At 64.1% G+C, this 21,042-nt stretch carries 18 protein-coding genes; 8 read left to right on the top strand and 10 right to left on the bottom strand.

Annotated features, from left to right (window positions below):
- Positions 1–15 precede the first annotated feature (15 nt).
- The 4 genes from ACWEWT_RS28135 to ACWEWT_RS28120 form a co-directional block, all read right to left on the bottom strand.
- Positions 16–525 (bottom strand): hypothetical protein, encoded by a 510-nt coding sequence (locus ACWEWT_RS28135; RefSeq protein WP_452563396.1) that lies wholly within the window; start codon positions 523–525, stop codon positions 16–18.
- Positions 515–1,867, bottom strand: a complete 1,353-nt coding sequence (locus ACWEWT_RS28130) for a hypothetical protein (protein WP_452563394.1) — start codon at positions 1,865–1,867, stop codon at positions 515–517. Before ACWEWT_RS28130 ends, ACWEWT_RS28135 begins: the two co-directional genes overlap by 11 nt.
- A 164-nt stretch (positions 1,868–2,031) precedes the next feature.
- Entirely contained in the window at positions 2,032–2,337 is a 306-nt protein-coding gene (locus ACWEWT_RS28125) for a hypothetical protein (RefSeq protein WP_452563392.1), read from the bottom strand.
- Between the two features lie 16 nt (positions 2,338–2,353).
- On the bottom strand, positions 2,354–3,886 hold the full coding sequence (locus ACWEWT_RS28120) for a hypothetical protein (protein WP_452563391.1): 1,533 nt from the start codon (positions 3,884–3,886) through the stop codon (positions 2,354–2,356).
- A gap of 474 nt (positions 3,887–4,360) precedes the next feature.
- Here ACWEWT_RS28120 and ACWEWT_RS28115 point away from each other — a divergent pair, with 474 nt between their 5' ends.
- The 6 genes from ACWEWT_RS28115 to eccB are packed head-to-tail and all read left to right on the top strand — an operon-like array spanning position 4,361 to position 9,147.
- Positions 4,361–4,669, top strand: coding sequence for a hypothetical protein (locus ACWEWT_RS28115; RefSeq protein WP_452563389.1), 309 nt, complete (start codon positions 4,361–4,363; stop codon positions 4,667–4,669).
- Entirely contained in the window at positions 4,669–5,553 is an 885-nt protein-coding gene (locus ACWEWT_RS28110) for a hypothetical protein (protein ID WP_452563388.1), read from the top strand. Before ACWEWT_RS28115 ends, ACWEWT_RS28110 begins: the two co-directional genes overlap by 1 nt.
- Positions 5,550–5,849 carry a PE family protein gene (locus ACWEWT_RS28105; RefSeq protein WP_452563387.1) on the top strand — a complete coding sequence of 100 codons (300 nt, stop codon included), beginning with the start codon at positions 5,550–5,552 and terminating at the stop codon, positions 5,847–5,849. The genes ACWEWT_RS28110 and ACWEWT_RS28105 overlap by 4 nt, the downstream gene beginning before the upstream one ends.
- A 7-nt stretch (positions 5,850–5,856) precedes the next feature.
- Positions 5,857–6,834, top strand: coding sequence for a PPE domain-containing protein (locus ACWEWT_RS28100; RefSeq protein ID WP_452563386.1), 978 nt, complete (start codon positions 5,857–5,859; stop codon positions 6,832–6,834).
- Entirely contained in the window at positions 6,834–7,622 is a 789-nt protein-coding gene (locus ACWEWT_RS28095) for an ESX secretion-associated protein EspG (RefSeq protein ID WP_452563385.1), read from the top strand. Before ACWEWT_RS28100 ends, ACWEWT_RS28095 begins: the two co-directional genes overlap by 1 nt.
- A 55-nt stretch (positions 7,623–7,677) precedes the next feature.
- Positions 7,678–9,147, top strand: coding sequence for a type VII secretion protein EccB (eccB, locus tag ACWEWT_RS28090; RefSeq protein ID WP_452563383.1), 1,470 nt, complete (start codon positions 7,678–7,680; stop codon positions 9,145–9,147).
- Between the two features lie 104 nt (positions 9,148–9,251).
- Here the strand turns inward: eccB and ACWEWT_RS28085 are convergent, their stop codons facing one another.
- The 3 genes from ACWEWT_RS28085 to ACWEWT_RS28075 all read right to left on the bottom strand — a co-directional run bounded on the left by ACWEWT_RS28085 (position 9,252) and on the right by ACWEWT_RS28075 (position 10,420).
- Entirely contained in the window at positions 9,252–9,599 is a 348-nt protein-coding gene (locus ACWEWT_RS28085) for a hypothetical protein (RefSeq protein ID WP_452563381.1), read from the bottom strand.
- 161 nt (positions 9,600–9,760) lie between these two features.
- Positions 9,761–10,060 (bottom strand): type VII secretion protein EsxR, encoded by a 300-nt coding sequence (locus ACWEWT_RS28080; RefSeq protein ID WP_452563380.1) that lies wholly within the window; start codon positions 10,058–10,060, stop codon positions 9,761–9,763.
- Positions 10,061–10,111: 51 nt separating this feature from the next.
- Positions 10,112–10,420, bottom strand: a complete 309-nt coding sequence (locus ACWEWT_RS28075) for a WXG100 family type VII secretion target (RefSeq protein WP_452563378.1) — start codon at positions 10,418–10,420, stop codon at positions 10,112–10,114.
- A 280-nt stretch (positions 10,421–10,700) separates the two neighbouring features.
- Between ACWEWT_RS28075 and ACWEWT_RS28070 the strand changes: the two genes are divergently transcribed.
- Both ACWEWT_RS28070 and ACWEWT_RS28065 read left to right on the top strand, forming a co-directional pair.
- The gene (locus tag ACWEWT_RS28070; RefSeq protein ID WP_452563376.1) at positions 10,701–12,944 is read left to right on the top strand and encodes a hypothetical protein; all 2,244 of its coding nucleotides are present in this window, start codon (positions 10,701–10,703) and stop codon (positions 12,942–12,944) included.
- Positions 12,941–13,729: an ESX secretion-associated protein EspG gene (locus tag ACWEWT_RS28065; protein ID WP_452563375.1), complete on the top strand. Its 789-nt coding sequence runs from the start codon at positions 12,941–12,943 to the stop codon at positions 13,727–13,729. The genes ACWEWT_RS28070 and ACWEWT_RS28065 overlap by 4 nt, the downstream gene beginning before the upstream one ends.
- 148 nt (positions 13,730–13,877) lie before the next feature.
- Here the strand turns inward: ACWEWT_RS28065 and eccCa are convergent, their stop codons facing one another.
- The 3 genes from eccCa to eccD are packed head-to-tail and all read right to left on the bottom strand — an operon-like array spanning position 13,878 to position 20,864.
- Positions 13,878–17,963 carry a type VII secretion protein EccCa gene (eccCa, locus tag ACWEWT_RS28060; RefSeq protein WP_452563374.1) on the bottom strand — a complete coding sequence of 1,362 codons (4,086 nt, stop codon included), beginning with the start codon at positions 17,961–17,963 and terminating at the stop codon, positions 13,878–13,880.
- A gap of 12 nt (positions 17,964–17,975) precedes the next feature.
- On the bottom strand, positions 17,976–19,385 hold the full coding sequence (mycP, locus tag ACWEWT_RS28055) for a type VII secretion-associated serine protease mycosin (RefSeq protein ID WP_452563373.1): 1,410 nt from the start codon (positions 19,383–19,385) through the stop codon (positions 17,976–17,978).
- Between the two features lie 9 nt (positions 19,386–19,394).
- Positions 19,395–20,864, bottom strand: a complete 1,470-nt coding sequence (gene eccD / locus ACWEWT_RS28050; protein ID WP_452563371.1) for a type VII secretion integral membrane protein EccD — start codon at positions 20,862–20,864, stop codon at positions 19,395–19,397.
- Between the last annotated feature and the right edge of the window lie 178 nt (positions 20,865–21,042).

Genomic DNA, 21,042 nt, shown 5'->3' with positions numbered 1-21,042 from the left:
ATCAGGCACTCACCACTACGCATCGATGATGCCGGAGCGGTTCGGGGACCGGTCGTGGTCCCACGGCTCGACCTCGGTGAACCCCATCGGAGCATCCACGTCAGTGGCGTCTTCGACGGCGGCCGACGGCGGTGTGGTGGGAACCACGGGTGCGGGCGAAATCATATCGAGCACATCGGGCATGCCGGGCAGAAACTCCGAGAGCTTCGGCATCCGCGCCTGCTTCTCATCCAGTCGCGCCATCACCGCCGCACGCTTGTTCCGCACCTCCACCGCCGCGGCCTGCGCGGCGGTACACACCGCGCGGGCGATCTCGCCGTAGCCGAACTGGTCTATCGCGTCGCCGAATTCGACATCGGTCACCACACCTTCGGCGTTCACCGACACCGCTACCTGACCACGCGCCTCCGACACGGTGGCAGTCAGGGCGGCAGCCTGCTCATTCGCCTGCCGGATCGAAGCAATACCCCCCTTGATCACATCGAGCAGTTCGGTCAGCTGCCCAGCGGTGAGTTCATCGGCCATCGGGAGCTCCTGCCGGCGACAGCCGAACCGGGCCGCTGTCGGACCTGCTGTCGTTGTGCGACATCGACGAATGCCGCAGTACACCTTCGTCGGTGAGGTGGAATACCGCCCGATCGATGCCGGCCTGCCCTCCGGGCAGTGGCACAGATACCATCCATCCGGAATCCAGTCTTTTCGCGGTCAACTCCGACAACGACGGATGGTCCGCAGCCGGAACGCCCGAGCTATCGGGTCCCAGACCCCGGATGAAGTCGCGTACCCGGGAGATCGCCTCGTTCTCCGGCATCGGTCGCGCCATGGCCCCAGCCAGTCCGGCCAGCACGAATTGATGGAACGCGCCATCGATATCCACCGGCTCACCGTCGCCGAACACCTCGACGAGGGCGCCGCGGGTGACCGCACCCTGTTCGGCAGCAGAAACCAGTTCGGCGGCCGCAGCACGCGCTCGCTCCTCCGGTTCCGCGGTGGCCAGCGAGACCACCATGTCCGCGGCCGTCGCGGAGGTCCAGATGCTCGGCACCGCCTGCGCGCAGTCGTCCGCGGACGGCGACTCACCGCGATACCAGTGGCCCGCTTCCCACCAGTAGCAGAACGACAGCAGGCCGTTGGCCGCGCGGGGATTCAGCGTAGGTCCGGCCACCCACTCCGGTGCGCCCGCATACAGTTCCGGAAGCGGTCCGCCGAGACGGTACGCGGTATGCAGCTCGGGCGCGTTCCACACCCCACCGGACAACACCGCACGCGCACCCGGCAACGGCTGCAACGTCGCACCGCTGCGCGCCGCGCCCTCGAAGATTGCCAGCCAGGGCATCATCCGCGGCCCCACCGCGGAACCCACGGCGGTGAAGCCTGCCGCCAGCGTCGCCCAGCGCGCCCACATCACCGGGAACGGCGGAAACTCGGTATCGACCAACCGCGGCCACACCTCCGCGGCCCGGTCGGCCCGCGCCTGCGTGACAGCCTGCGAAGGGGTGCGCCGCTGCCTGCCGTCATGTCCGATATACGCAGCCAACCAGATCGACACCTCCGCGTGCGGAAACGACTCCAGATCATGCCGGTACACCTCGGGGGCGAACAGCTGGCCGTCCGGAAACGGTTCGTCACCGTAGTCGAAGTCGACATCCAACTCGCCCGAGGCGGTGAGTCCCATCAGCAGCCGCCACCACGGCCCGGCGCTCATCGTGGCAGCAACCTGGCGGTGGGCGCGCACCAAAGCCAGCGCCGACTCCGGAGGTTGTATCGACACTGTGTGCTCGGCATCTTCGAACACCACATGCGCCACTTCTGCCGCCAGCGTGATGGCGAATACCGCATCCAGCCGCCGCCACCCGGCCGGCGCCATCGCGGACAGCTCACGCGCAATGGCGTGCAAAAGCTCCCGCCCCTGGTCAGCAGCTGAAAGCCCCACCGTGGGTGACAGCTCCCCAGGCCCGGATTGCGACGGCTGGACAGGACGATCCGGCCCGGACTGTGATTCTTCCGGGCTCGATGAGGAATTCTCGACCACTAGCTCGAGCCCACTTCGTTGGCCAGCTCCGTCCGCTCGAACTCGACCGCGGCGTCCTGCAAGCCGACTTGGTGCTGGAGCAACTGATCACGCACGTATCTGACGGCATCTTTCAGATTCGCGGCCGACGAATTGTATCCGTGAGCGATATTCAGTCCCGTTTCATCGTTACCCTCTCGCCCCTCATAGAACGCCGCCCGCTCCTCCAGCATGGACAGCAGGGCGTCGAATCTCCCTGCCACCGCGCCCGCCTCACTCGCGACGCCCGCCAACCGCATGCTGTCGACTTCGACCCGATCAGCCATACCATCCTCCTCGTTGTCAGGCTTGCGCGCCTTGCCGTCCCTGGTAGCGCTGCTCGAATGTCTGCACAAATGTCGTCGGCGGCACCGATGACGACGAGTGCTCCAGCACCCCGTCATCGGCGATATAGAAAATGGCCCGCCCGATAGCGATCTCCCCCTGCGGCACCGGGACGTACACCATCCATCCGCAACTGAACCGGTCACCCACCAGCTGATCCAACGGATACCCGGTGGTGTCCAGCCCCCGGCTCTCGATATAGCTACGCACCCGGAAGACAGCTTCCTCTAGCAGCAACGGCTCCGGAATCGTGGCCGCTACACCCGCCAGCGAGAACTGATACATCGCGCCATCGACATCGCAGCGGTCTTCATCCGGGAACAACTCGAGGACCGCCTCCCGCGTGACGACACCGACCTCAGCCGCCGAAACCAAGGCGGTGGCCGCCGATCGCTGCTCCGGTCCGGCGGGCCGACCGGCCAGACCCGCAATGACATCGACGACCGTATCCGCGGTCCATATACCGGGAACCGCGGTCGCGCATTCGGCGGCCGTCGGCGAATCTCCCCGATACCAGCGGCCCGCGTCCCACCAGTACACGAACGACAGCAATCCGGTTGCGGCACGCGGGTTCAACACCGGGCTCGCAACCCAATCCGGGGCACCGGTGTAGTAGCCCGGCATATCCGCGCCGAGGTTGTAGGCGGCGTTCAGATCGGGCGGTTCCCAGACCCCGCCGGAGAGCACCGCACGACCACCCGGTAGCGAGTACAGAGTGCTCCCGCCACGCCGGGTACTCTCGAACCAGCCCATTCCCGGCATGACCCGTGGCCCCCGGTCCGATGCGGCGGCGACGAAGGCGGCGGACATTGTTGCCCACCGCGCCCACATCTCGGGAAACTCCGGGAACTCGTTCTCGGTCAACACCGGCCAGCGCTTGCCCACCCGATCGGCTCGGGCGCTTCGGGCGGCATCCTGGGGGCTGCGAACCTGACGATCGCCATGATGCACGTACGCCGCCAGCCACACCGGCAACATTTCACGCGGGTACTCCTCGAGGTCCGCGCGATACGCCTCGGGCTCGAACAACTGCCCCTCAGGAAAGGGTTCATCTCCGTAGTCGTAGTCGACCTCCAGTTCCTTCTCGGAGGTGTATCGGATCAACATCCGCCACCACGGTGCACCCTCCAGCTCGGCCACCAGGCCCCGATGCTCACGCACCCGATCGAGAACCGGTGATGTCGGCTCGGCCCGCATGGACCGCGCACCATCCGAGTACGCCACCACGGCATAACTGGACGTCGTAGTCAGCGCGAAAACCGCATCCAGCTCCTGCCACCCCGTCGGAGCCGCCCCGGCCAGCGCCACCGCGATCTCACGAGCGACAACCCGGTCCCGCCCCGCCACGTCCCCGCTCGAAGCAGCGCCGACCACCGGCTCGTCGCGACGTTCGGTCACCAGGTTGAAACCGACGTCCGGCACCTCTTCGCCCCCGCGTTCCGGTTCATCTCCGGTCCGATCGCCCACGTAACCCACTCCCTCGCTGATCACCGGGCCGCCCCTTCCCTGACGCGGTTCGCGGTGGCCACCATGCTCTGCCCGAACCACAACAGTCCCACACCGTGCCCGGAGGATTACGAATCCCGGCCATTTATTCAGAATGCATTCAATATCCCTTCCGACCACCGACGCGAACAATCTTCAGAAATATTTCAGAGAGTCCACTTTCTATGCGGAGCGCAGCGCGACATCAATCGCAGGAATTGTCCTGCCGCGCGCACCTATAGAGCATCTTCGGCAAGGTAAGGCGTCAAGCCTTCGGGGAGGATCAGCACCGGGGTGGGCGGCGGGAACCAGAACCCCGGCCACAAATCGAACTGAGACTTTTCTGAAGTACCGGCCCGGGCAGGTGAGGACGACGGAGGACATTCCCTAGTGTTGGGAGTTGTTGCTCAGCGGTGCCTTCGGGAAATCGACAAGGTCGATAGGTGGGCGACACACTCCGCACAGGCGAGGAGAATTTCGATGAACAGGATACTTGCCGATTACGACGCAATCCGTGGTTTCAGCGCATCTTGCGCACAAGCAGCCAGCGATGTGGTGGCGGTAGCCGCGACCGATCAGGAAGCCGTCATGGCGGCTGCCATCCCCGTATTCGGGCTGATCGGTCAAGACTTTCTCATAGCACTGGCCCACACGCAGGCCAATAGTCTGCTGTCGGTCGCCGAACTCGCCAATGTGTACGGCACGATGAGTGCGACGGCGCACGACGCGGTCACCGCGTATGCCCGCACCGAGGAGATCGGCGATCTCATGTTCGGATCGATCGAGTGATGAACGCACAACCGGATCAATCGGTGCTGGATCTGCTCCGGGACAGCGCAGTCGGCCCGGCTCTCGACCAGCCGGTGGGGGAAGTTCTCGCGCGGAAGGGCTTACCCGGGCTCCCGAACCTTCCGATGGTGCCTCCGGCCCCGGAGCTGCCGCCGCTGCCAGCTCTGGACCTGTCTTTGCTGGCCAAACCACTCACCGATCTGGCCAGCGCATTCGGCACGGGGCAACTACCTGCCGAACAACCACTGGTCGATCCGGCTCAGGTCTTCGCCCAGGTATCGTCGGTCGTGCAAACCGCGCTCACCCTTGGATCGTCCGCACTGCAAGCCGCGCTGATGCTCTGGCAGGGTATGGGAGCGACGGCTGCAGCAGACAAGAGCATCCAGGCCGCCACCGACTGCGTCGCGATATCCGCGCAGAGCGCGGCAACATCAGCACAGGTCACCGCCGCGTCCGGGACAGTCTTCCGGGGCGGGACAGCAATGGCGGCGATCATCGCCCGGTATATGACCTCAGTAGTCGCCGCTTCACCTTTTCTTATTACGCCGGCCGGGCAGGCGTTCGCCTTGGCACTGTCGACCGAGGCGCTCGCGGAGGCCACGCTCGTTGTCGCGGAAATCCCCAGTGAGCTGGCGGTGCACAGCGCGGCCATGACCCGGACGGGCCGGAAGATTCCCGTCACCGGCACGACTTCGGGGGTTGACTCCCCACAGCTGATCAGCCAGGTCCTGGGGATGGTCGCGCCGCTCTCCGGAACAGACGCGAGCGCGCTGAAGGCCGCCGACGAAACTCTTCGCCCATCGGCGACAGTGGACAAGGAACACGGCGACAAGAACCGAGCCGAGCACCCGATCCACGCACGCCCCATTCAGAGGATGTCATGAGATTCGATTCGGAGAAGGCCCACACCGCCGCAGCAGATCTGGAAGCCCTCATCACCAGACTGGAAACGGGTTTGCGACGGTACGCACCTGCCACACAGGTAGTACCTGCCGGCCGCGACGAAGTATCCACACAGGCCGCCGAGACCATGACCACCGTCGCCACGAACTTCGAGGATGTATCGGTGGCCGGCATCGGCGAAATCCGGAATCTGGCTGCGGCACTGCGATCACATGCCGATCAGGTCACGCTGATGGACGGCGACAACGCGCTCGGCCTCGCTGCAGGCCGGGCGTGAGTCATCCATGGCCGAGATAACGGATGCGAACTTCACCGGCGTGGTCTGGGAAGCCAAGCTGGCAGACCAGCTGGCACACGAGCTGGCGGACGGCCCGGGTGCGCTGCCGATGGCGGAAGCCGCCGCAGCATGGGGACACCTGGCCCTTGCTTTCGCGGCGGCTGCCGCCGAGTTCGGCCATATTGTCACAAGGATCGATGAGGTATGGGAATCGGACGGTAACAGTCCGGTGAGCACAAAGCTGAGCGTCCTCCAGGACTGGCTGGCCGAGACCGCCGCTGCGGCCACGGGCAATGCGACGCGAGCGGGTGCGCAGACGGCAGCATACGAAGTCGCCCGGCTCGCGATGCCCCACGCCGACGAGATCGCTGGTCTGGAAGCGGCCAAACGAGGACTCGAACAGGTCGGAATGGCCATCGGCGCCCCGCTGATCGGCTCGGCCGACCAGATCGATACGCAACGGGAAACCGTCCACACGAACGCCGTCCGGGCGATGCGCGGTTACGAGACGGCGACGGCGCCCCTCGCCGCGCCCTGGGATCAGCGCCGACCGCCGGTAATCGTGAACCCTGTTGCCGCGGCTGAAAAGACCGGATACACCTCTGAGACGGCAGCGGGCGGACTATCCCTTGCCAGCGCGTCACCGGTCGACGGTGTTCCGATTCGGCGAGTCCCAGGGCCGTACCAGGGGCATGTGGTGGCCGCGGAGACAACCGTCGCGACGACCCGGCCCGTCACACAGGCAACTCCGGCAACGAGCGAGTCGCTGTACCGCGGCACGCCCACTGCCAGTCCGGTTCATGCCTTCACAGAAAATCCGAATTCCGACCGTTCGGCGCGCGCCGGTGCGGCGAGCGGAACACAGACCGGGGCCTCCGGATTCGACGCGGCTATCGTTGCCGCGCCGGCGGTGCTCGGTGGTGTCGCCACAACGGGTGACGACGCAGCGCCCGACGCCCCGGCCTCGACCGATACGGAACACTGATGCCGGGTTTGACCAACGACGAGTTGCTGGCATTGACCGAGCAACTCGGCATCCGGGCATTGCCGTCCGTGCTCGAGATCAGGCCTGGCCAAACGACTGTCGCTGACGTACAGTCCGCCCGACAACGAGCACTGAAATCCTTACGGGGAAGCGGTGTGATCGATCGCTACGACCAGGTGGACGACGAGCTGACCACCGCGATCCATGTTCTGGCACATCCGGACAGGGAACTCGTCGCCCGTATCTACACGCGCTCGGGAACCCGGCGACTGATACTGGCCAGGCGCGGAGCCCGTCACGCGGTCGCCCGCCGCGACAGCGACGAGTTCGCAGTGAACGGCTTCCATCTCGGCGACGATCTCACCACACTCGCCCGACCGCTCCTCGACGCTCTCGGACCCGCTCGGCCCGCCACGGTCGCCACACTGACCGCCCCCTCCGCCGAGCTGGCCGGTGCCTTCGATTCCGCTGGTGAAACAGCAGATTTCGTCCGAACCCTGCGGCGCAGCGGATTTTCCGACGAAGACGCCTCTACGTTGGGAACAGCCCTGGCCGACTGTAGCGCTCACGCCGAGGTGGTCGCCTACGCCCGCGATGACGGTGTAGCCGTGCGGTCCAGGGGCGCCGTCGCGATCTACGACACGGCGCGCGGCCGCTTGGTCGCCGGCGCGACAACATCGATGGACCAGCAGGTCTGGTCCACGCTGATGCCCGGTTCCGAACACCGGATCGAGCAAGCAGTATCGAACCTGATCAACACCCTGCCCGGATACTGGTGGGGCCGCTGAGGCCCCGGCCACTGCGGCCGATCTGTCCAGTGGCCCATAAGAATACGGAGGCGTAGTGGTCTCACAGTTGACTACGCGTGCCCAGGTCAATGGTTACCGCTTCTTGTTGAAACGATACGAGCATGCGATGGTCCGCCGTGATGTGCGAATGCTGCACGACCCGATGCGTTCTCAGGCACGCTCCCTGGTGATCGGCGCTGTTCTCGCGGTTCTCGTGGTCGCGGGAGCCGCGATCATGTCGTTCCTGCGGCCACAGGGAGCCGTCGACGACGCGAAGATTCTCGTAGCCCAGGAAAGCGGCGCACTCTTCGCCATGATCAACGGAACACTGCATCCGGTGCTGAACCTGGCCTCCGCACGGCTGGCCACCGGCAGCGACGAAGCACCCACCTCGGTGAAGCTGTCCAAACTGGACGACTTCCCGCGGGGCGCGCTGTTGGGCATCCCTGGCGCCCCGGCAGCCCTACCAGGAGCCTCCGACGGCCCGGCGAACTGGTCACTGTGCGACACGGTCGAGCTCTCGGACACGGGAAGTGCGGTCGGATCGCCAGGCGCTGTCACCACAGTCATCGCCGGTCGACCGGATACCAACACCCCGCGGGCGACGGCGCTGGACACCGACGAGGCACTACTCGTGCAGCGAGCGGATTCGACCTACCTGATCTACGACGGAAAACGCGCCCGGCTCGACATGAACGATCCAGTGATCTCGCGATCACTGCGGCTCGACCAGCACAGTCCGCGCCCAGTCGGTGTCGGCCTGCTCAACGCATCGCGACAAGTAGCACCGTTGACACCGCCCGCCATCGCGCAAATCGGCGAACCCGGGCCCGGCCGGTTGGCGCTGGTGCCCATCGGCGGAGTAATCCGGGCACCGGGCGTCGATACCGACAGTTTGTATGTAGTCCTCGCCGAGGGGGTACAGCCGATCTCCGAATTCACGGCCGAGGTCATCCGGAACGCGGATTCACAGGGGATGAGCGGTATCACCGAGATCCCACCCGACCAGCTGGTCGGAGTACCCCTCGTGCACCGGTTGCCGATCGACGATTTCCCTCACGAGATTCCCCGGATACTTCCCGCCGAGGAGGCACCTGTCAGCTGCATCAGCTGGTCCCGCCCGACCGACGCGCTCGCTGCGGCGATCACCGTATCGGCCGGCCGCGAGCTCCCACTGTCCGGCACCGCGAAATCTGTACCGTTGACCAGCGCAGACGGTGTCGGAGATCGGCTCGACGCAGTCTATCTGCCTCCGGGAACCGGGGAGTATGTACAGGCGACAGGGACGGAACCTGCGAGCTCACGTCCCGGCACACTGTTCTACATCTCCGACAACGGGATTCGATTCGGAGTACCCGATCGCGACACCGCCGCGGTCCTCGGCCTACCCGCAGATCCTCGACCGGCACCCTGGCCCCTCATCGGCCCACTCGTCGCCGGACCCACCTTATCTGTCGAGGCCGCGCTGATGAGCCACGATGTGATACTGGACAGGGTCACCGGGGCGGCGATCTCACCACCGTGACGATCCAGTAGATCAGCGCGATGCTCCGGCACCGATCCGTGACGAGAGCGCACTGTCGAAAACGAGGCACAGTCCCCGCTTTACGCTCATCCGCGGGACCCGAGTCAGCCGGTGACGCCCAGCGCAGTCGGGACCAGATGGTTGCCGAACGCGGCGCCGAGTCTTCTCAGCTTCCTGGCAGCTGAGCGATGCAGATATGACAGTCGTTGTGTACCGTCATGATCTTCGCTTCCCGGGCGAATAGGATCCAGCGTGTACTGGTCGAGCCGTGCCATCATAGCCAAGAACCCGTTCAGCAGCTCCGGTGATGCGGCCATCCGGGCGACAGCATCGGGTACAACTTCACCCCGGACGTCGGCTACGGCCGCCATGGCTGCACATGCGCGCTCGGCCGCGATCTTCGACCGACTCGTGAGCAGTGGTCCGAGACACTCGGCGACCATCGCCTCCACGCAATGATAGACGATCTGCGCACCGTCGGCGGACCGAACGCGTTTCGGCCGGACGCAATACAGTGGCTGGGCGGCTGATCCGCAAACAGCAGTGGCGCGCAACGGCTCCGGAAGCCGCTGCGCGCCATTATCCCTTTGGGGGACCGATCAGGGCATGCAACTCAAGCAAATGCGGCGAAACCGTCGCCGATCCTCTTGTCGGTTTCCAGTGCACGGTGAAGCGCGTCGTGGACCGCGACCGCGAGCTGATCCAGCTTGTGGAGCGTGTCCTCCAATTCGGTATTGACCTTGCCATGGGCGGCCTGGAAGCCATCTTGAGCGCCCTGGCTGGCCATGGCCGCGAGGAAGTTGTTCTTGGCGGTGGCCAGGGCTTCGGTCTCACCCTGAATCTTGCTACCCTCGGTTTTCAACGCATCGAAAAGCGCTTCCATGGTGGGCCTGTCGTACAAAATATCGCTCATGTTCGCATTCCTTCTCGATCGAGTCGTGTGGTGATGGTGCGGTCGGGCCGGTCACAAGCTGGTGTAACCGCCACCTGGGATGAAGGAGTCCTCGTCCATACTCAGGATGGACTGCGTGGCGTCTTCGGTAGCCCTGGTCAGCTCGTCCAGCTTGTGGTTGATCCTGTCGGATTCGTCACTCCAGGCCTGCGAAGTTGTCACGAACGACGCATTGGCATCGCCCTTCCAGCCCGCGCGAGCCGCGTCGCTTGCCGAATCCACGGCCCGGACCGAAAGCCGCAGGTTCTCTATGGCCTGGTACATTTCGCCGGTAGCATTCTTGACCCCTTCGAGATCGAGATCAATACCCTGGGTGGTCATCACCGAAGTCCTTCCATAAGGCAGCAGTAGCATGCGGGTGACGCAATCTTGTGACTACGTTCAGTGTGCCAGACAAAAGGTACCGAAAATCTGAAGAAATACTGAGCGGGCGGACGCCATCGGATCCCAACCGGGTCCCACTCGCTACCAGCACTGTCGGCAATTCTCCGGTCGGCCCGGCAGGCGCCATCCCGGCTCCACTTGTGAAAGTCACCTGAAATTTTCTTCTTTGAGCTATGCGGTTACCCACTCGGCTGGTGCACGATCTACGGTGAGAACATTGGGAACTGCTGAGTCGGAGGTCAGAGACGAAATGTCGTCGGATGACGAACTCATGGCCGATTTGGCCGCTGCGCAGCCGGGTCCGAGTGATGCGCAAGAGTCGGCCACGTGGGGGACGATACAACGGGCGGTGCTCGACGGGGTCTCATTTCATCCGGAAAACGCGGTAGCTTGCGCCAGGGCATGCGCCGACTTTATCGAACGCATGCAAGGACTTCGGGCGCTGAGCATCGACTCAGCCAATATTCGACCGATCTCGAATTTGATGTCCGGGCGCGATTTCGCCACGTCGCTCAGCGGCAAGCTGGGAGGAGAGTCGCTCAGCGGTGAGCCGACAGGAGGGCTGGCGAGCAGTATCGATGCGCATATTGACGTGCTGCGCAGTCTGCTCGATACCTTTGTGGATGCAGGGTTGGCATACGCGCGTACAGAGGACGAATCCGCTGGCATGCTCCGGGCACGTGAGAGCCTCGGCGGGATCACTACACCGAGGTCCGCCGGGGAAAACTGGTGGGTGGGAGCCGCCGAAGGCACGGATCGCTGGCCGTCGACAACTCCCATCTGGCACCCCGAAGGTCTCGACGATTCACCAATGGCATCACTTCACAACAGAACCCGAACTATGGCAGAGGAATACTCCCCCCCTACCTCGCTGCCGGGATCCTATTTCGCCGCAACCGACGAGTACGAATTGCGTTACAACCCGGATAGGGGCGGGTTCGATATCAGAGAGATCGATCCTGGCGACGGACAGGTCCCTGGCATCGAATTACGGCACTACGACGGGATCGAAGCCGATCTTCTCGGACCTTTACCTACGACCCTGTCGAACCCCGAGTCGATCGGGGGTCTGGAGACAGGGCTACAGGGCGGCGGAAACGCGGGTGAGCGAAGGCTGTCGGAGTTGGCGAATCCTATTCCATTCGAGTTCGAGGGCAGACTCGTGACGATCGAGGCACCCGAAGAACTTTTCTTCGAGGACTTATACAATCTCGGCGAGCGGATTCGGATAGAAGGGTCCGCACAACATATCGCCGATAAATCCGGAATCGTACGATGGATGGCCTATGAAGTATCAAGGTCCCTAGGCGAATTCGATGCAGTATTGGACCACAACAGCCAAGACGGGTGGGAGGGAATCGGCGCGGACAGCGTCCGCGAAGCAAGGGTCGCGTACCGCAGGGATGTTCATGCACTGGAGGCAGGGATTCTGGCATTTCATCAGAATCTGCGCTTCACCGCACTCTGGCTGGATAGAACACAACGAATGATGCCTCCAGTTCAAGACAATCCGGCCAATGACTACACAGCGGTTTCCTACTTCACACCCACATTCTCCTCTGACGGATCATCTGCCATGGAGTACTTCAGAGACGATACTCCGGCGTATCGAGAGCTGTACCGCTACACCTACCATGATGGACTCGAGCAGTCGGCGGCGTACCTTCCAAAGTTTCCTAAGCCGCAATACAGGCCCGCCGGCGGCGGATTTGATGATGACCGCGGCGGGAGTGGAGGCGGCACCGGTGGATCGGGTGCGGGGATCGAGCATTCCACTCCAGGCGCCGGTCTTGGCGGGCTCTCCTCAACCGCTGGTCTCGGCGGGGCCGGCGCCCTTCCCGCAACCACCGGTCTCGGCGGTTTCTCGCACACTGTGGATCCGGGTTCGCTGGCCGGCGATTTGCCGAGCGGTGGTGCGTCCTCAGCTACTCCTGAATCCGAAAACGGTGCAGGTGAGCCCCAACCCGTAGAAGGCATGGGGCATGGGGCAGGCCTCGATCAGCTTTCCCAAGCTATGCAAGGACTGAGCGGAATGACGCAGGCCGCGAATGCAGCACAGCAGGCGATGAATTCGGCTGTTCCGCGACCCGGTGACCTACCGAAGCTGGGCGACCTTCCCGGCACTCCTGGTGGTCCGGGTACCGATGTGGGTGGCCCACGGGGCGCCGGGCTTCCTGCCGGGGCAGGTTCGTCGCCGGCACTCGGCCGTATCGGTGCACCGCAGGGAAGTTCGTTCCCGCGAGCCAATACCGCGAACCCTGTTTCGTTGGCACCGGGCCGAGCATCGATAACGCCGGGTATGCCGATGGCGGCCGGTCCGGCCGGGCCCCCGGGCGCCGCGGGACAGGGCCCCCAGGCCCAGAGTGAGCGCAAGCGGCCGAAGGGGCTCGACTCGGTCGATCATCTCGTCGATGAGACACCCGAGCCATTGACGGTTCGTCCTGTGATCGAACGCCGATGACACGTAGCTGGCAGTTCAGCGATCTCGAATTCGTCGCCATCTGGGAGACCTTGCGGGACGTGTTCTTACCCGCACCTTTCGTTTTCACAGCTCGGCCACATCCCCATCTCGATTACGAACGGCAGAAACGTGATGCCGGTGAAGTCGCGTGGGCGCGGGTCGGGGACGGGTTCCGTACAGTGCTGGACGCTGTCGCCCGCCCGGATATTCGTGTGATGATGCGTGGATTCGATGGGCGCCGCCCCACCGACCCGAAGGACAGTCTCAGGGTGCTCGCCGCACGCCGTGGCCACGAGGGTTACCTGCTGACGCAGTTACCGGGAGAGACGATCGATCACAGCGGCGGGTACACCGTCTCCGAATGCGACCCGCTATCCATCGCGGAGGCCATTGTCGACGAACTTCCTGCTCAGGATGCGGGAAAGATCTCGGAAGTGGTTCTCACACAGGCGGACAACTGGCGAGACGAGGTCGATCGGTCGGTGGGGACGTCGCCGGTATGGGCAGCGGCGGAGGAGCCGGTGTGGCACCGTAGTGAAGAGTTCCTGCGGCTGCCGGTGGCGAGTATCGGACTCATCGAGATCAGCCAGGGTAACTCACGTTTCGGGCCCCGGGGACGGCTGGCAGTGGTGGTCGGCTGGCGTGATGTTATCGGCGACGGACGATACGGAATCGCCGATGGCTCTCCCCTGCGCGCCGTTCCCGCGGACAGACGCCGAATGATCGCATTGATCAACGAGCCCATCGCAAAGGTGGTTCGCGCCATCAAGGATGAGCGATATTGATTTGCCGCCAAGGGCGCAAGTGAGAAGAGGTATCGGACGCCTCCCGGATCGACGTAACCACTCCGGTGGGGAAGCTCATTCTCATTCGTTGCGGTTTGCGCCGGCTATTCCTCCTGACGTATGAACAGCTCGGAATTTGTCGCGGGCTTCACAGAGGTTCGAGATGTGCCACCTGGATCACTTCCGGCTCCCGCCTTCGCGAGACCAGTGTTCCCCGGCCTGCAGGCAGGCGGCCGGCCCTCACTTCCAGCAATTTTCCCTCGTCCTTCGGGGCGCTCATGATCAAAGCGTCCACCGACAGGTCCTTGAGCCGCCCCAGCACACGGTCCATCAGCGCCCGCGCGGCACCACCGGACCGCCGGGCGACTACGAGATGAAACCCGATATCCCGAGCCTGGGGCAAATACTCGAGCAATGGCTCCAGCGGATTCGACGACGTCGCCACCATATCGTAATCGTCGACCACCACGTAGATCTCCGGTCCACTCCACCAGCTGCGTTCCCGCAGTTCACGCGGCGTGATATCGGGGCCGGGAAGCCGTTTGGCCAGATAGGCGGCCACTTCCTGCATCATCGGTACCGCGGTAGTTGCCGACGTCGAGTACCCGGCGAGCTGCTCGCCCTCGACCGCACCGAGAAGCGTCCGCCGGTAATCGATGAGAATAATCCGTGCGGTCTCGGCGTCGGAGTGCTCGACGATCCCGGTGACGATATTGCGCAGCAGGGTCGTTTTGCCCGATTCGACATCTGCAAACGCCATGAAATGCGATTGGATATCGAAATCCAGAACCACCGGCTGCAATTCGGATTCGCCCAGCCCGACAACCACTCGGGTCGGGCCCTGCTCGGCTCCTTGTCTTTCCGTCAGGGCGAGAACCTCGTCGCGCGGAATCGTAGCGGGTAGCATCCGAACCTCGGGAGCGCTCCGCTCGCGGTAGATGTCGGCCAATTGCCGACGCACGTCCGCGATCCCCTCGGACAGAGTGCGGGTGTCGGAACTGGCATCCACGCGTGGGAGGGCTATCAGCATATGCAATCGATCGGGTGTGATGCCCCGCCCTGGCCGTCCCAGCGGAACATGGACGGCCGCACGGCGGTCCATCTCCGAATCCCCCGGGTCACCCAGCCGCAGCTCCAGACGTGTGCCCAGTAGGTCCTTGACCGCCGACCGAATCTCGGGCCACCGATTGGCAGCGATCATCAGGTGTATGCCGTAGGAGAGACCCTGCGCGGCGATGGCTTGGAAGGAAGGTTCCAACGATTCGAACTCCTGGCGAATGGTCGCCCACCCGTCCACGACCAGAAATACGTCACCGAACAGGTCCTCGGACAGGGGATCGTCCGGGTAGTCCGGTGCCTGCAGCAATGTCGCCCTGCGCTGGCGGAACTCCTGTATCGATTCGATACCGAGCTCGCGGAACAGCTCCTCCCGTCGCCGCAACAGCGTCGTCACCTCGGCCACGGTACGTCGCACCCGATCGATATCACGACGGCCTGCTACGGATCCCACATGAGGGAGTTCGGCCAGACCGGCCAATGTCCCGCCCCCGAAATCCAGGCAATAGAATTGCACCTGTTCCGGTGTGTGGGTGACTGCCGCGGATACGATGAGAGTCCGCAAGGCAGTGGACTTTCCGGCCTGCGGACCACCCACCACCGCCAGATTTCCCTGCGCACCCGACAAGTCGACGATCAGCACGTCTCGCCGCTGCTCGTACGGTTTGTCGATCACGCCGATCGGCAGCCACAGTTCTCCGTGCCGATTGACCGGTGAACGCCAATCCGGTTCGGGCAGGAGCATATCCACCGACGGTGACTCGTCCAATGGCGGCAACCAGACTTCGTGAGCCGACCGGCCATGTCCTGTGAGCCGCCCCACCACCGTCTGGAGAAGCGTTGGCGGCAATGTGCCGGGAACAGTCTCCGGGTCCGCGCCTTCCGATCGGACAGGCGGTGGCGGCAGCTCGGGCAACCCGGGGGGCGGTGGCAGTTGCTGCGCACCACTCACCCCCAGGTTTTCAGAAGGCCGCGCGATCAGGTCTTCGCGCAGTTCGACCTCGCTCGCGGTGAAGACGACCGGCGATTGCATACCATCGATATCCGCATCGCCGCTACTTCCGCTCATCGGGGAAACATACGGGCCCGACACGTAGCAGCCGTTGAACCGCAACGGTTCCGCGGCGTCACTCCTGAGGAACGCGGAACCCGGGACGCCGGGTAGATGATACGCGTCGGTGATGCCGAGTACCGCCCGGGATTCATTTGCCGAGAATGTCCGCAAGCCCACTCGATACGACAAATGGCTGTCGAGGCCACGCAAGCGGCCCTCTTCAAGCCGCTGCGAAGCCAACAGCAGGTGCACCCGCAGAGATCTGCCGAGGCGGCCGATCATAACGAACAGATCGACGAAATCTGGTTTCTGCGACAGTAATTCGGTGAACTCGTCGACCACGATGAAGAGTGCGGGCAGCGGGTCCAGACGAGCTCCCGCCGCTCGCGCCTTCTCGTACTCGGTGACATTGGCGAAGTTACCGGCCGCACGGAGTAATTCCTGCCGGCGATTCATCTCCCCCGATAATGCATCCTTCATTCGATCGACCATCGCAAGTTCGTCCTCGAGATTGGTGATCACCGCCGCTGTATGGGGCAGCGCATCCATTCCGAGAAACGTGGCACCGCCCTTGAAATCCACCAGGACCAGGTTGAGCAGGTCGGGCGAATGCGTAGTCACCAAGGACAGCACCAATGTCCGGAGAAACTCCGACTTCCCGGACCCCGTAGCGCCGATACACAATCCGTGCGGACCCATCCCGTTCTCGGCCGACTCCTTGATGTCGAGCTCGACCGGAACGCCGTCGGGCGTGATGCCGATAGGAACCCGCAGTCGCTCCCGATCGCTGCGGGACCGCCACACATCCATCGGATCGATCAGTCCGGCATCTGCAATCTTCAGCAGATCCATCAGATCACTGACCGGCCGGGGATGGTCACTCATTTCCACGAGTTGCAGCGCATTTGCGATCCGAAAGTTCGCCAGCCTCCGAGCCAGCACACCGGCCTCGGCCACACCGAAAGCATCGGCAGCGGCGAATTCCTCCACTCCTGCCGCAGATTTCGCCGCGACCATACCATCGTCCACCAGCAATTGCAGACCACGACGCACGGCCAAACCGGCCGCGGGGGCGGTCAGGTCCAGCACGGTGACCGAGTCCAGACCCGAATCGCTCACGATCATCTGGCTACCTTCGACGTAGCCGTCGTCGATGACCACCAGCAGATGGGTTCGACCAGGTGTGGGCTGAATGTTGCGCATGAACCGCCCGCGCTTCCGCAGATCTTCCGCCAGCGCACTCTCGAACTCACCCAGGGAACGGTAGATCATCCGCACCGCGCCGATTCCGTCACGCTCGACCGGATGCTGCACGTGGGGTAGCCATTTTGCCCAGGACCAATCGACTCCGTCGGGATCGGCACAGATGATGGCGATGGCCACATGATCGGGGCCGTGGAACACCGCGAACTCCGCCAGCATGGCCCGTACGAGCATCCGAGCTTGCGCCGGATTTCCCCCGATATTGATGGCCGGGAATGCTCGTAACGATATCGCTGTCGGCAGATTGTGCACCACCGAGTGGGTACGGACGAATCGCCGGAGCGCAACCGTGGAAACCGGCTCCAGATCCTCCAAAGGGCCGGTTTCCGGGCGGGCCAGCTTTGTTGCCAAGCGATGACTTCCCACACCGACCCGAACGTGGCCGAAGTCGGGATCATTGGGTCGGCGTTCCCACATTCGTCGGGTCCCGACCACTGACAGCAGCTCGGCCGGGAGTGGATGGCTCCAGAGCAGTGCCGCACGCTGTGCACTTCCGGTATGCCGCACATCCTTGCGTACCTGATCGAGATAACGGAAGTAGTCCTTACGCTCCTCGTTCAGTTCGGCGGCCTGTTTCTGCCCGCCGGCGCCGCGGAACCCTGCCATCATGCCGACCATCGACATGAGCATCATGAGCGGGAACATCATCATGAACGGATTCGCAAGGAGATTGCGCCCCATCATCACCATCATCGCGATCATCCCGACTACCGCAACGACCATGACCAGCGGCATCAACCGCATCAGCAAATTTGGGGGCACCGGCCGCGCGAGTTCCGGTGGAGCGGTGAGCGCTACCTCACCGCCCGGCGCACGCGGTGGCGCAATACGCGGTTTACGCGCGAATCCTTCGGCTGCCATATCCTATCCTGCTCAGGTATCAGTGGGATCTATCGGCTCGTTCCCAGGCCGACGCCACAGCAGCGCCAGTCCCAGACCGGCAGCCAGGCCGGCAAGCAGGATCGCGCTGCCGATACCTGCCACGTACCTCGGCGTCGGATCGATAGAGGGCGGTGGAGCCGGAGGTCGGATCGCTCGAGCGGTCACGGCAGCAGTTTCCGGTCGGTCGGGCAGGTAGGCGGTGAGTGCCGCTACCGGATCGATCAAGCCGTGTCCGATCGCATCATCGCGGCCTGCCCCGGGCGCCTGCGCGGTGCGGACGATCCTGTCCATCACCTGCTGTGCGTTGAGTTCCGGGTATCGCGCGCGTACCAATGTGGCCAGCCCAGAGACGAACGCCACCGAGAAACTCGTCCCATCGATGTTTCCCGGTCCGTCGGCGCTCGGGATGGAATTCACCAGTCCGGTGCTGCCCGGTCTACTGTCCAGTGACACAATTGCCCGTCCCGGCGCCGCCACATCTACCCAGGGCCCCCGGATGGAGAACGGCGAGGCTGTGCCGTCGGCTTCCACCGAGGCGACAGCCAGTACATAAGGCGTGAACCAGGCCGGGCTCACTACCGTTTGCACCGCCCCCCAGCCGTTTCCCTCGTTCTGCTGCGAGCATGTTCTGCCCTGCTCGAGATTGCCGGCCGCGACTACCACTACGACGTTGCGGTCATATGCGTGTTTGACCGCTGCTCCGAGAGCAGCGTCCGGAGGTGCGCTGCCGATAGGACCGCATGCGACCTCCGAGATGTTGATCACCGTCGCGCCGAGATCCACTGCCCGTACGATCGCGGCAGCCAAGGTCAACACGTTGCCGTAACCGCCGGCCACGATTTCACCCGACGGGTCGGCCGGTGAGTTACCCCTGGCCTCGAACGCCTCGCTCGACTGCCGGATGGCAACGATTTCCGCATCTGGGGCTACACCTGCGAACCCGTCGTCCGGACTCGGTCGTGCCCCGATCAGCCCGGCCACCAGCGTCCCGTGCCCATCACAGTCGACCGTCCCATCGGTATCGGAAACAAAGTCGCCGCCCGGCTGCAATGCCGGCAGTCGTGGATGACGATTGACACCGGTATCTATCACCGCCACCTTCTGTCCTGCGCCCGTGCTGAACTGCCAAGCCTGCGACTGCTCCAACATCCGCTGCGCCGCCGGAAGATCCCGCGGTGGACTCCCGGTCAGCAGTGGTTCGGCACACAACCAGCGTTGCTCGGTCGGTTCGAGTGGCCCCTGCACCGCTGAGGCCACACCCAATGCGGCAGGGTCTATCTGCGGCGGCGACACCGCAAACACATTGTGTGGCCGACCCCCACTCATCACTGCGACCAGCAATCCCGCCACTGCCAGGCGGAGCAGCAGGCGGAAGGCCCGAGCACTGGTGATATCAGACATATCGGCCGGTCACAGGTTCCGCGCGGCGGAATACACATCCATGGTCCACAACACCAGCGGCACCACGGTGAGGATCAGCAGATACTCGAGGACCTCAACGGCACGCCGAATCACCGGCGACACTTCGATACTCGGGCCCACCACCCCCATCCCCGCCATCGCTACCGATCCCACCAACAGTGCAACGCCCGCCGGGATCGGACACTGTTGACCGAATCCCAGGGCCAGCGCGACCGTTATCAGCATCAGTGCGCCCGCCGCGACCAGCGCCGAGGTCTGTACCAAATCCGCGAAAACCCGCCCCCGCAAACAGATGATCATTCCGGCTACCACCGACAGGACGATTCCCTGCCACTCGGCGGCACCCAACGGATCGGCGGCGAGCACCGCTCCCGCCGCCGCGACAACCGCGGCAGCGAGCAACATGCCGGACTGGAATTGATTGGCGGTGCGAGCTCGAGACTCCAGGCCGACCGCGGACGGGAGCGAGGTCACACCGACCACGCCGATATCCTGAACAGTCGGTCGTGGCTCGTGATCGGCGGGATCGATCGCCTCCCCCGCACTCGGTACAGGCGGCACCGGCAGCCGCGCCGCGGCCACGGCGAGTCGCGGCGCGAGGCTGATCAACACCAATGCACCGATCAGCAGCCCCGCGCCGATCTGGAAAAGCTGTGATCCCCACACCATGTGTACGAGTGCGGCGCAGGCCCCGGATACCCCCAGCACAGCTGCGGCCGCTGTACCCATTGCACCGACACCGACGACCCGGTAGGCGCCGATCCCGGTCACGAGTACGGTCACGCCTCCCAGCAGCAGGTGCGCACTACCCGGACTCGCGGGCACCAGCAGCACAGCCGTGGCACCGGCCAGCACCACACCGTAGGCCGACAACGCGGCCGCAGTGCGTTCGGCGGTATACCGACGCGCTGCGATGGCGGCGACGACGAAGGCCGCCGAACCGGCGACGAGCGTGGTCGACCCGGGCCAGATACCCACACCACGGCATTTCGCATCGAGCAACAACGCGATCGCGGACAACAGCGCGACCAGCCCTGTCAACAATCCCATTCCCCGAGCCGCTGTGGGCGACCACCCACGAAACGAGGCCCTGGTCAGCCGTGATACAGCGTCGATCACATCGTCGAACAGCGCGGGTGACTCCCGGTCGGTCACCGACCGCAGGACCAGCAATGCACCGTCAGTGACGCCGGCCTCGGTGAGGGTGTGGTTCAGGGAGAGCGGATCCCGGCCGAGCCTGGCGAGGGTCCATTGTTCGGTCTGCAAGGGGGTATCTTCGTCGGGCTCGGTGGGGTCCGAATCACGCGTAGCGATGAGCTCGACAACTTCTTGAATGAACACGGCGAGAGGAACAGCGGCCGGCAGCGCCAAATCCACTTGTGTATTGCCGCCGATCACAGACACTCGGCATAATTCTGGACGCACAGCGGATACCGTCCGCATACTCGGATCGGTCACGAGCGTAAAAACTCCCCATTATCGTGTTTCTTCACGGCAAATACCGCGTTCGAACCGTGCCAGTCGCATGCCGCAGACTCGACCAGAAGACCCAGCGCAACGAGCGCCCCCCACCGTTCACCGGCACCACGCATTCGGCGGACGTCTCCCCAACTCGCACCGCTGTCCACCCCCGCCG

Source organism: Nocardia sp. NPDC003963 (assembly GCF_053605105.1).
This window is presented reverse-complemented; position numbering and strand designations above follow the sequence as displayed.

What these genes read in the sequence shown, in the direction of transcription:
- ACWEWT_RS28100 (WP_452563386.1), top strand. Translation starts at nt 5,857, where the DNA reads ATGGCCGAGATAACGGATGCGAACTTCACCGGCGTGGTCTGGGAAGCC.
- ACWEWT_RS28110 (WP_452563388.1), top strand. Translation starts at nt 4,669, where the DNA reads ATGAACGCACAACCGGATCAATCGGTGCTGGATCTGCTCCGGGACAGC.
- ACWEWT_RS28080 (WP_452563380.1), bottom strand. Translation starts at nt 10,060, where the DNA reads ATGAGCGATATTTTGTACGACAGGCCCACCATGGAAGCGCTTTTCGAT.
- ACWEWT_RS28125 (WP_452563392.1), bottom strand. Translation starts at nt 2,337, where the DNA reads ATGGCTGATCGGGTCGAAGTCGACAGCATGCGGTTGGCGGGCGTCGCG.
- ACWEWT_RS28130 (WP_452563394.1), bottom strand. Translation starts at nt 1,867, where the DNA reads ATGGCGCCGGCCGGGTGGCGGCGGCTGGATGCGGTATTCGCCATCACG.
- ACWEWT_RS28115 (WP_452563389.1), top strand. Translation starts at nt 4,361, where the DNA reads ATGAACAGGATACTTGCCGATTACGACGCAATCCGTGGTTTCAGCGCA.
- mycP (WP_452563373.1), bottom strand. Translation starts at nt 19,385, where the DNA reads ATGTCTGATATCACCAGTGCTCGGGCCTTCCGCCTGCTGCTCCGCCTG.
- ACWEWT_RS28065 (WP_452563375.1), top strand. Translation starts at nt 12,941, where the DNA reads ATGACACGTAGCTGGCAGTTCAGCGATCTCGAATTCGTCGCCATCTGG.
- ACWEWT_RS28075 (WP_452563378.1), bottom strand. Translation starts at nt 10,420, where the DNA reads ATGACCACCCAGGGTATTGATCTCGATCTCGAAGGGGTCAAGAATGCT.
- ACWEWT_RS28095 (WP_452563385.1), top strand. Translation starts at nt 6,834, where the DNA reads ATGCCGGGTTTGACCAACGACGAGTTGCTGGCATTGACCGAGCAACTC.
- ACWEWT_RS28105 (WP_452563387.1), top strand. Translation starts at nt 5,550, where the DNA reads ATGAGATTCGATTCGGAGAAGGCCCACACCGCCGCAGCAGATCTGGAA.
- eccCa (WP_452563374.1), bottom strand. Translation starts at nt 17,963, where the DNA reads ATGGCAGCCGAAGGATTCGCGCGTAAACCGCGTATTGCGCCACCGCGT.
- ACWEWT_RS28135 (WP_452563396.1), bottom strand. Translation starts at nt 525, where the DNA reads ATGGCCGATGAACTCACCGCTGGGCAGCTGACCGAACTGCTCGATGTG.